This window comes from Yersinia sp. LJYL362, from assembly GCF_048323875.1.
In genome coordinates this window covers 1-8,564 of the sequence record NZ_JBLWEX010000019.1, presented here as the reverse complement: position 1 = coordinate 8,564, position 8,564 = coordinate 1, and the positions used below count along the sequence as shown (strand labels likewise).

Here is an 8,564-nt window from a genome sequence, read left to right as displayed (position 1 = left end):
AGTGATGTCCATTATCGAGAAGCCGGAGTCAAATAATGAGTTTAAAACAGCATACCCAGGCCATTTTCCGCCAACAATTTAGCCATGAACCTGACATCACTATCAAAGCTCCGGGCCGCGTCAATCTCATCGGCGAGCATACTGATTATAACGACGGTTTTGTGCTGCCCTGCGCCATTGATTATGAAACCGTCATCAGTTGCAGTAAACGCGATGATCGCCAGATACATGTTATTGCGGCTGATTATGACAATCAGCAAGACATATTCTCGCTGGATGAGCCGATTGTCCCGCATGCGCAATACCGTTGGGCTGATTATGTGCGCGGCGTGGTCAAACACTTGCAACTGCGTCATGCCGATTTTGGCGGTGCCTCGCTGGTTATCAGCGGTAATGTCCCGCAAGGTGCAGGTCTGAGCTCTTCGGCTTCCTTAGAAGTGGCCGTCGGCCAGGCGCTACAATCACTCTATCAACTACCTCTGAGTGGTGTGGAATTAGCGCTCAATGGTCAAGAAGCTGAAAACCAGTTTGTCGGCTGTAACTGCGGCATCATGGATCAGCTGATTTCAGCCCTCGGCCAGCAAGACCATGCGCTACTGATCGACTGCCGCACACTGGAAACTCGCGCCGTCCCCATGCCAGAAAATGTGGCGGTGGTGATAATCAATTCCAATGTGAAACGGGGCCTGGTTGATAGCGAATACAACAACCGTCGCCAGCAATGTGAAACCGCTGCGCGTTTCTTTGGGGTCAAAGCCTTGCGCGATGTTGACCCTAACCTGTTCTTCTCTATTCAGGATGAGTTAGATCCTGTGGTCGCTAAACGTGCCCGCCATGTCATTACTGAAAATGAGCGCACTTTGGCAGCGGCTGATGCATTGGCGGCTGGCGATTTGAAATTGATGGGACAATTGATGCACGAGTCTCATATTTCAATGCGCGATGATTTCGAGATCACAGTTCCACCGATCGACAGCCTGGTTGATATTGTGAAATCCGTTATTGGGGAGCAAGGTGGTGTTCGTATGACTGGCGGTGGTTTTGGCGGCTGTATTGTTGCGCTAATGCCAAACTCGCTCGTCGAGCAAGTTCGTGCGGCTGTAGCACAGCAATATCCGGCCTACAGTGGCGGCAGAACTGAAACCTTTTACGTTTGCCAGGCTTCACAAGGAGCGGGTTTATGCTGAAAAACGACGCTGCATCATCAAGCAGTGTTGACCAGTTAGCACCAGATGGTCACCCCTTTGAATTGACCGAGTTACATAATAAAACCGGCATGAGTGTGACGCTGATGGATTGGGGCGCAACCTGGATATCGGCAATATTGCCGCTAAAAGGGGGCGAAAACCGTGAGTTGCTGCTGGGCTGCCAAACCCCGGCCGACTATCTGCATCAGCGTGCTTATCTGGGGGCTACCGTTGGCCGCTACGCCAACCGCATTGCGAAAGCACAAATTATCGTGGAGGGTGAAATCCTCCATCTGATACCGAATCAAGGCGAGAACCAGCTACATGGTGGCCCAGAAGGGTTCCATAACCGGCGCTGGAAAAAGGTTAAGCAAGATGAGAAGCAGGTCACTTATCAGCTGCACTCTCCTGACGGTGATCAGGGTTTCCCCGGTAATCTCACCGCCGAAGTACAGTATCTGCTGACCGAGGATAATCGCCTCGAGATTCACTATCAGGCTCAAGTTGATAAAACCTGCCCGGTAAACCTGACCAATCATGCGTACTTTAATCTCGATGGCGAAGGGAAAGACGTGCGGGCGCATCGATTACAGCTGTTTGCTGACCGCTATTTGCCGGTCGGCAGTGATGGGATACCCACCGGTGGACTCGAAAGTGTTGAAAAAACTGGCATGGATTTCCGTCAAGCGAAAACACTGGCACGCGACTTCCTGCAAGACCGTGGTCAACAACGCGTGAAAGGTTATGACCATGCCTATCTTCTGCATCGCACTTGTGGTGCTACCGAAAGCCCTGCGGCGCACCTGTGGTCTTCTGATAATCAAGTTCAAATGAGCGTTTATACCACAGCACCCGCATTGCAGCTTTACAGCGGTAATTTCCTCGGCGGAACACCTGCGCGCAATGGCGGAACCTATGCCAGCTACACCGGTGTCGCACTGGAAAGTGAATTCTTACCTGATAGCCCTAACCACCCGGAATGGCCACAGCCCGATTGCTGGCTAAAACCCGGAAAAGTCTACCGCGCCACCACCGTTTATCACTTTATCGCGCTATAGCGGATTGCCGCTGCGGCGGCAGTCTCTATTCATCTAAGATATAACCGAAACTACCCATATTCAGCACTACCATCTACGCTTAACTGCATCTGTCAGGGGTTAGTGTTACCTGTTGCCCACCCTTTCAGACCCTCAAACATTATCTAAGGAATTCCTATGCGTCTAACTACCCTATGGTTACTCTCAGCCGGATTGCTGCTCAGTGTGAATGTGATGGCGGCGGATACAGCAAAAACACCCTCACCGGCTCAGGCCGCGCAACAGAAAAAAATGACCGATTGTAACCAGCAGGCGACCACCCAAGCGCTGAAAGGTGATGACCGGAAGAAATTTATGAGTCAATGCTTGAAAGCACAAGTTCATCCTGATGAGAAAGCCCTGACCCCGCAGCAGCAAAAAATGAAAAGCTGTAATGCCGAGGCGGCCACCAAAGCGCTAAAAGGTGATGCGCGCAAAACCTTTATGAGCACTTGCCTGAAGAAAGCCGCTTAATCGCCGCAGTCCTATGGGGTATTGACTACCCCATAGATTAATGCGTTATAGCTAGAGCAGAATCGATTCAACCTGCGGCCTTACCTTCTGATAAAAAATTGGCTATGGTTAAACACTATCGATTGCTGTCTGCGGCAATCCCGCAATATAATGATAATAGTTATCATTGAATATACCCTGAATAATTCGAGTTGCAGCAAGGCAGTCAACACATATGCAGCTTGAAGTTGTAATCGGTATAAATTAGTCATCTGAGGAGTTCGAACTATGGCAGTAACAAAGCTGGTTCTGGTACGTCACGGCGAAAGTCAATGGAACAACGAAAACCGCTTTACCGGTTGGTATGACGTTGATTTGTCTGAGAAAGGCCGTACCGAAGCAAAAGCAGCAGGCAAGCTGTTGAAAGATGAAGGTTTTGCTTTTGATTTCGCCTACACCTCAGTATTAAAACGCGCAATCCATACCTTGTGGAGCATCCTGGACGAACTGGATCAGGCTTGGCTTCCAACCGAAAAAACCTGGAAACTGAATGAACGTCATTACGGCGCATTGCAAGGTCTGGATAAATCAGAAACTGCGGCTAAATACGGTGATGATCAAGTTAAACAGTGGCGTCGCGGCTTTGCTGTCACCCCGCCAGCACTGAAAAAAGAAGATGAGCGCTTCCCAGGCCATGATCCACGTTATGCAAAATTAACCGATGCAGAGCTACCAACCACTGAAAGCCTGGCTCTGACTATCGACCGTGTTATCCCTTACTGGGAAGAAGTGATCAAACCACGCATTGCCAGTGGCGAGCGCGTAATCATCGCCGCTCACGGTAACTCTCTGCGCGCGCTGGTTAAATATCTGGATAACCTGGGCGAAGAAGAAATTCTTGAGCTGAATATCCCAACAGGTGTGCCTTTGGTGTATGAGTTTGACGAAAACTTCAAACCAATCAAACACTACTATCTGGGTAATGCTGATGAAATCGCGGCTAAAGCTGCTGCGGTTGCCAATCAGGGTAAAGCGAAGTAATCACTCCTGATTAGTGCCATTAAAAAACCCCCGTACATCTCAGATGCCGGGGGTTTTTATTTGCCGATAAGTTAATTACTGGCGGCGGGCTTTGACTGCATTTGATAACTGGCGTAACAACACTTCGGTATCTTCCCAACCAATACAAGCATCGGTGACACTTTGGCCGTAAGTTAAGGGTTCGCCACTTTCCAAATTCTGACTACCTTCGACCAGATGGCTTTCAATCATCACGCCCATAATAGATTTTTCGCCCCGAGCAATCTGGTCGCAAACATCCGTTCCCACTTCCATTTGCTTTTTGAATTGCTTACAGCTATTAGCATGGCTGAAATCAATCATAATTTGTGGTGCCAGGCCCGCTTTGCTAAGCCCCTCTTTCACCGCGGCAACATGGGCGCGGCTGTAATTCGGCTCTTTGCCACCGCGCAGAATGATATGGCAATCATCATTACCGGCAGTGTTTACAATCGCTGAGTGACCCCATTTAGTCACCGACAGGAAACAATGTGGCGCACTGGCGGCATTGATAGCATCAATAGCTACTTTGATAGTGCCATCGGTCCCATTTTTGAAACCAACCGGGCAAGACAAGCCAGAAGCCAGCTCGCGGTGAACCTGAGATTCCGTGGTACGGGCACCAATCGCCCCCCAGCTCATCAGGTCAGCCAAGTATTGCGGGGTAATCATATCCAAAAACTCCCCCGCAGCCGGTAAGCCACTCTCATTAATATCCAAGAGCAACTTGCGCGCAATACGCAGACCATCATTGATATTGTAGCTACCATCCATGTGTGGATCGTTAATCAGACCTTTCCAACCTACCGTGGTACGTGGTTTTTCAAAATACACCCGCATCACCACTTCAAGCTCACTTTGCAGCTCTTCACGCAATGTCAGCAAACGAGCCGCATACTCTTTGGCCGCCTGAGTATCGTGAATGGAGCATGGGCCAATCACCACCAACAAGCGGTCGTCCTGAGCACGCAAAATGTTGTGAATCGCTGCGCGAGTCTTGGAGACGATTTCTGCTGCATTATTGCTGGCTGGAAACTTCTCTAGCAGGGCGACTGGGGGCAGGAGTTCCTTAATTTCTTTAATCCGTAGGTCATCATTCAGGTAATTCATAGCTCTTCCATTAAGTCTTGTGACGATCATCGCACAACGTCTGTCTGTATTAATCTAGTTGAACCAATCTAACTGGTGAATTGGATGCTGTAAATCTACTTTATCGCATGAGAAGAGCCGTATAGATAAACCACAACATGGGTGTTATCTATAATATGCTTCAATCATTGAATGAAATCCTATCAGGGCTAACATAGATAGACCGTTCTCGTTCCGTGTTCAGCTTTTACCATTGAAGGATAACTATGTCTGCATCATCGTTTTTCCCACAAGACGGCAACAGCAAGCGCCTGTTAATAGCTTTCGCTGTGACGACTCTGTTTATGGTAGCAGAGGCGATCGGCGGCTGGTTATCTGGCTCGCTGACCCTTCTGGCTGATGCCGGGCATATGCTGACCGATTCTGCTGCATTATTTATCGCATTAATGGCAGTCCATTTCTCACGGATGAAACCGGACTCTCGCCATACCTTCGGTTATTTACGGCTCACCACGCTGGCCGCTTTTGTTAACGCCGCAGCTTTATTATTGATTGTTGTGCTGATTTTTTGGGAGGCAGTTCGGCGTTTCTTTACCCCGCATGAGGTGATGGGTGTACCGATGTTAATCATCGCTATCGCGGGATTATGTGCGAATATTTTCTGCTTCTGGATACTTCATCGTGGTGAGGAAGAAAAGAATATCAATGTGCGGGCCGCAGCCTTGCATGTGATGGGTGACTTATTAGGCTCTGTCGGGGCTATCGTGGCGGCAGTGGTTATCCTGACCACGGGTTGGACCCCCATCGACCCAATTTTGTCAGTTTTGGTCTCGGTATTGGTGTTACGCAGTGCGTGGCGGCTACTGAAAGAAAGTTTTCACGAGCTATTGGAGGGGGCACCGCAGGAGATTGATATCAATAAGTTGCGCAAAGATCTCTGCACCAGTATCTATGAAGTGCGGGATGTTCATCACGTCCATTTATGGCAAGTCGGTGACCAGCGGCTGATGACACTGCATGTGCAAGTGATCCCACCGCAAGACAATGATGAATTACTGCAACGAATTCAGCACCATCTGCTGCATCATTACCATATTGGTCATGCCACCATCCAGATGGAGTACCAGCACTGCAAAGCACCAGATTGCGGTATTAATCAAGCCGCCAGTGCCGGAGAGCACCATCATCACCATCATTGATGTCATCAGTCAGGCGAATGCTTTGGAGCACCTCGCCTGACTGACATTTCCAGCAGCAGCTATTGGACCGAAATATTAATCACTCTGGATAGACAGTGGGCGTGAATGATTACGTGCCGCACTCTTAATCCACAACCAAGAACCATTTAGTGCAATCAGTGTCAGTATCACGTATTCCAGCGCCATGGCGTAAACACCCTGATAGGCGAAAATTGCTACACTGATGACATCAATAACCACCCAAATCAGCCAGTTCTCAACATATTTCCGGGTCATCAAAATCATCGCCACAATAGATAAGACCATCATGGTAGAGTCCCAGAAGGGGAAAGCGTCTGGCTGCAACTCCGGCATTTGGACATTGGCCCCCAAACCTTGCATAACAGTAACTGCCGCACGGGTCAGCCAGGCAAATACCGTATCAATATGCAACGTCATCAACGCGATACCCGCCACGCAGACCACGCCCCAGGCCAATGCTTTCGGCAAAGAGAGCCAACGGATTTTCAATTCCGCCTGGTTATCAGGCGTTTGTTTGCTCCAGGCATACCAACCATAAATATTGGCAACAAAGAAGAATAGCTGTAGCAACAAGCTGGCGTAGAGTTGAATCTGGAAGAAAATCACCGCGAACAACGTCACGTTTATCAACCCAAACAGGTAGTTGATGATTTTCTCTTTGCTGGCAAACCAGATACACAGCAACCCAAACAGCGTACCTATTGCTTCAATCCATGAAAGATCATACCCGCCTGTACCCAGCGGAATATGAACCAATATGTTACTGGTACTAAAGAAATCCATCTGGCTATCCTTTTGCTGTTAATACAGTAGTGAATATACTCTAAATAATTCGAGTTGCAGGAAGGCGGCAAGCGAATGAATCCCGACGAGCTTACTGTAGTAAGTGATTCGGGTGATTGAGCGCGGCCAACGCACATGCAGCTTGAAGTATGACGAGTATAAATGCTCACGCGTTGCCTTTGATCTGTAACTTCAACTGATTAGCAAAATCCAACATGCGATTTAGCGGTATCAGCGCCTGCTGACGCAATTGTTCATCAACATGTATCTCATGCATAACCCCCCCCTGCTCCAGCCCCTCAGCAATCGCTTTAAGGCCATTCATCGCCATCCACGGGCAATGCGCACAGCTTCTGCATGTTGCACCTTCACCAGCAGTGGGTGCTTCGAATAACTCTTTATCCGGACAAGCCTGCTGCATTTTGTAAAAAATACCCCGATCAGTTGCTACAATCAGCTTTTTTTGGGGCAGTGTTTTTGCCGCCATGATCAACTGACTGGTTGAGCCGACAGCATCAGCCATATCAACAACAGCTTGTGGCGACTCAGGGTGAACCAACACCGCAGCATCGGGGTGTAATGCTTTCATCTGGGCCAGAGCCTGGGTTTTAAACTCGTCATGGACGATACACGCCCCCTGCCAACACAGCACATCTGCGCCACTCTTTTTCTGAACGTAGTTGCCAAGATGCCGATCCGGTGCCCAGATTATCTTCTCGCCCAAGCTATCGAGATGCTCGATTAACTCAACTGCGATACTGGAAGTGACCACCCAATCAGCCCGGGCTTTGACCGCCGCAGAGGTATTGGCATACACCACGACAGTACGGTCAGGGTGACTGTCGCAGAATGCGGCAAATTCATCAGCCGGACAGCCTAAATCCAGCGAACATTCAGCATTGAGAGTGGGCATCAATACTTGCTTTTCGGGATTGAGGATTTTAGCCGTTTCCCCCATAAAGCGCACACCAGCGACCAGTAAAGTCGATGCCGGATGACTGTTACCAAATCGCGCCATTTCCAGGGAATCAGCAACACAACCCCCCGTCTCTTCGGCCAAGGCCTGAATTTCGGGGTCGGTATAATAGTGAGCGACTAACACGGCATCGCGTTGCTTCAGCAGTGTTTTGATTTTCTCACGGTAAAAGGCTTTTTGGTCCACATCCAGCGGGACAGGGCGCGCAGGGAAAGGATAAATAGCCGCATTCACATCAAAAGTTTCGCTCATCGCTCACATCTCTATTGCCAGTGATTCCGGAGCCACAGTGTCTCTCTGGCCGCCAGTAAGATTGATTTGTTTTTTATCCTAAACAAAATACTCAATATCTTGCAAAAAGTCGCCAGACATTGTCTAAAAATGGCAAAAATGTTTAATAGAGTTAAAAATAATGAGAAAAGCTGAGTGGTGGAGGGAATATCGGATGATTATAGGGAGCGGTTTAAGGTTCAGGAATGAGAAGTATAAATGATATTGCCGGGAAAGATATCACTGGGAAGGTGAACATAATGGTGGATCGTGCGGGATGACTCGGCCTGCGGACTCGCCCTTCGGGTCAACGCTGCGCGTTGTTGTCTCGCTTCGCTCGGCTCGAACCTGAACGCAGGTCTCACCCACACGATTATTGTGTAGTATGCGGCTTCTGAGTCTGGGGGGATATTTCGATACCTGAGAGAATGGTGGGTCGTGCGGGATGACT

At 49.1% G+C, this 8,564-nt stretch carries 8 protein-coding genes and 1 other RNA gene; 5 read left to right on the top strand and 4 right to left on the bottom strand.

All coding sequences use genetic code 11. The features are described 5' to 3' along the window. Positions 1 to 35 precede the first annotated feature (35 nt). From galK to gpmA, 4 genes are all read left to right on the top strand, one after another. Positions 36 to 1,187 carry a galactokinase gene (galK, locus tag ACNSO8_RS00780; protein WP_418393538.1) on the top strand — a complete coding sequence of 384 codons (1,152 nt, stop codon included), beginning with the start codon at positions 36 to 38 and terminating at the stop codon, positions 1,185 to 1,187. Beyond that, positions 1,181 to 2,245: a galactose-1-epimerase gene (gene galM, locus ACNSO8_RS00775; RefSeq protein ID WP_418393537.1), complete on the top strand. Its 1,065-nt coding sequence runs from the start codon at positions 1,181 to 1,183 to the stop codon at positions 2,243 to 2,245. The genes galK and galM overlap by 7 nt, the downstream gene beginning before the upstream one ends. 156 nt (positions 2,246 to 2,401) lie before the next feature. After that, complete coding sequence (locus ACNSO8_RS00770; protein ID WP_418393536.1) at positions 2,402 to 2,737, top strand: PsiF family protein; 336 nt, start codon at positions 2,402 to 2,404, stop codon at positions 2,735 to 2,737. 267 nt (positions 2,738 to 3,004) lie between these two features. After that, positions 3,005 to 3,757 carry a 2,3-diphosphoglycerate-dependent phosphoglycerate mutase gene (gene gpmA, locus ACNSO8_RS00765; protein WP_418393535.1) on the top strand — a complete coding sequence of 251 codons (753 nt, stop codon included), beginning with the start codon at positions 3,005 to 3,007 and terminating at the stop codon, positions 3,755 to 3,757. A 75-nt stretch (positions 3,758 to 3,832) separates the two neighbouring features. Here gpmA and aroG read toward each other — a convergent pair whose 3' ends face one another. Further along, positions 3,833 to 4,885, bottom strand: a complete 1,053-nt coding sequence (gene aroG, locus ACNSO8_RS00760; RefSeq protein WP_418393534.1) for a 3-deoxy-7-phosphoheptulonate synthase AroG — start codon at positions 4,883 to 4,885, stop codon at positions 3,833 to 3,835. A gap of 245 nt (positions 4,886 to 5,130) precedes the next feature. Between aroG and zitB the strand changes: the two genes are divergently transcribed. Beyond that, positions 5,131 to 6,063, top strand: a complete 933-nt coding sequence (gene zitB, locus ACNSO8_RS00755) for a CDF family zinc transporter ZitB (RefSeq protein ID WP_418393533.1) — start codon at positions 5,131 to 5,133, stop codon at positions 6,061 to 6,063. Positions 6,064 to 6,138: 75 nt separating this feature from the next. On the opposite strand, the gene pnuC is transcribed toward zitB, so the two are convergent. The 3 genes from pnuC to ACNSO8_RS00740 all read right to left on the bottom strand — a co-directional run bounded on the left by pnuC (position 6,139) and on the right by ACNSO8_RS00740 (position 8,498). After that, positions 6,139 to 6,867, bottom strand: coding sequence for a nicotinamide riboside transporter PnuC (pnuC, locus tag ACNSO8_RS00750; protein WP_418393532.1), 729 nt, complete (start codon positions 6,865 to 6,867; stop codon positions 6,139 to 6,141). A gap of 166 nt (positions 6,868 to 7,033) precedes the next feature. Continuing rightward, positions 7,034 to 8,095, bottom strand: coding sequence for a quinolinate synthase NadA (gene nadA, locus ACNSO8_RS00745; RefSeq protein ID WP_418393531.1), 1,062 nt, complete (start codon positions 8,093 to 8,095; stop codon positions 7,034 to 7,036). Between the two features lie 279 nt (positions 8,096 to 8,374). After that, a non-coding RNA gene (locus ACNSO8_RS00740) (RtT sRNA) lies at positions 8,375 to 8,498 on the bottom strand. Between the last annotated feature and the right edge of the window lie 66 nt (positions 8,499 to 8,564).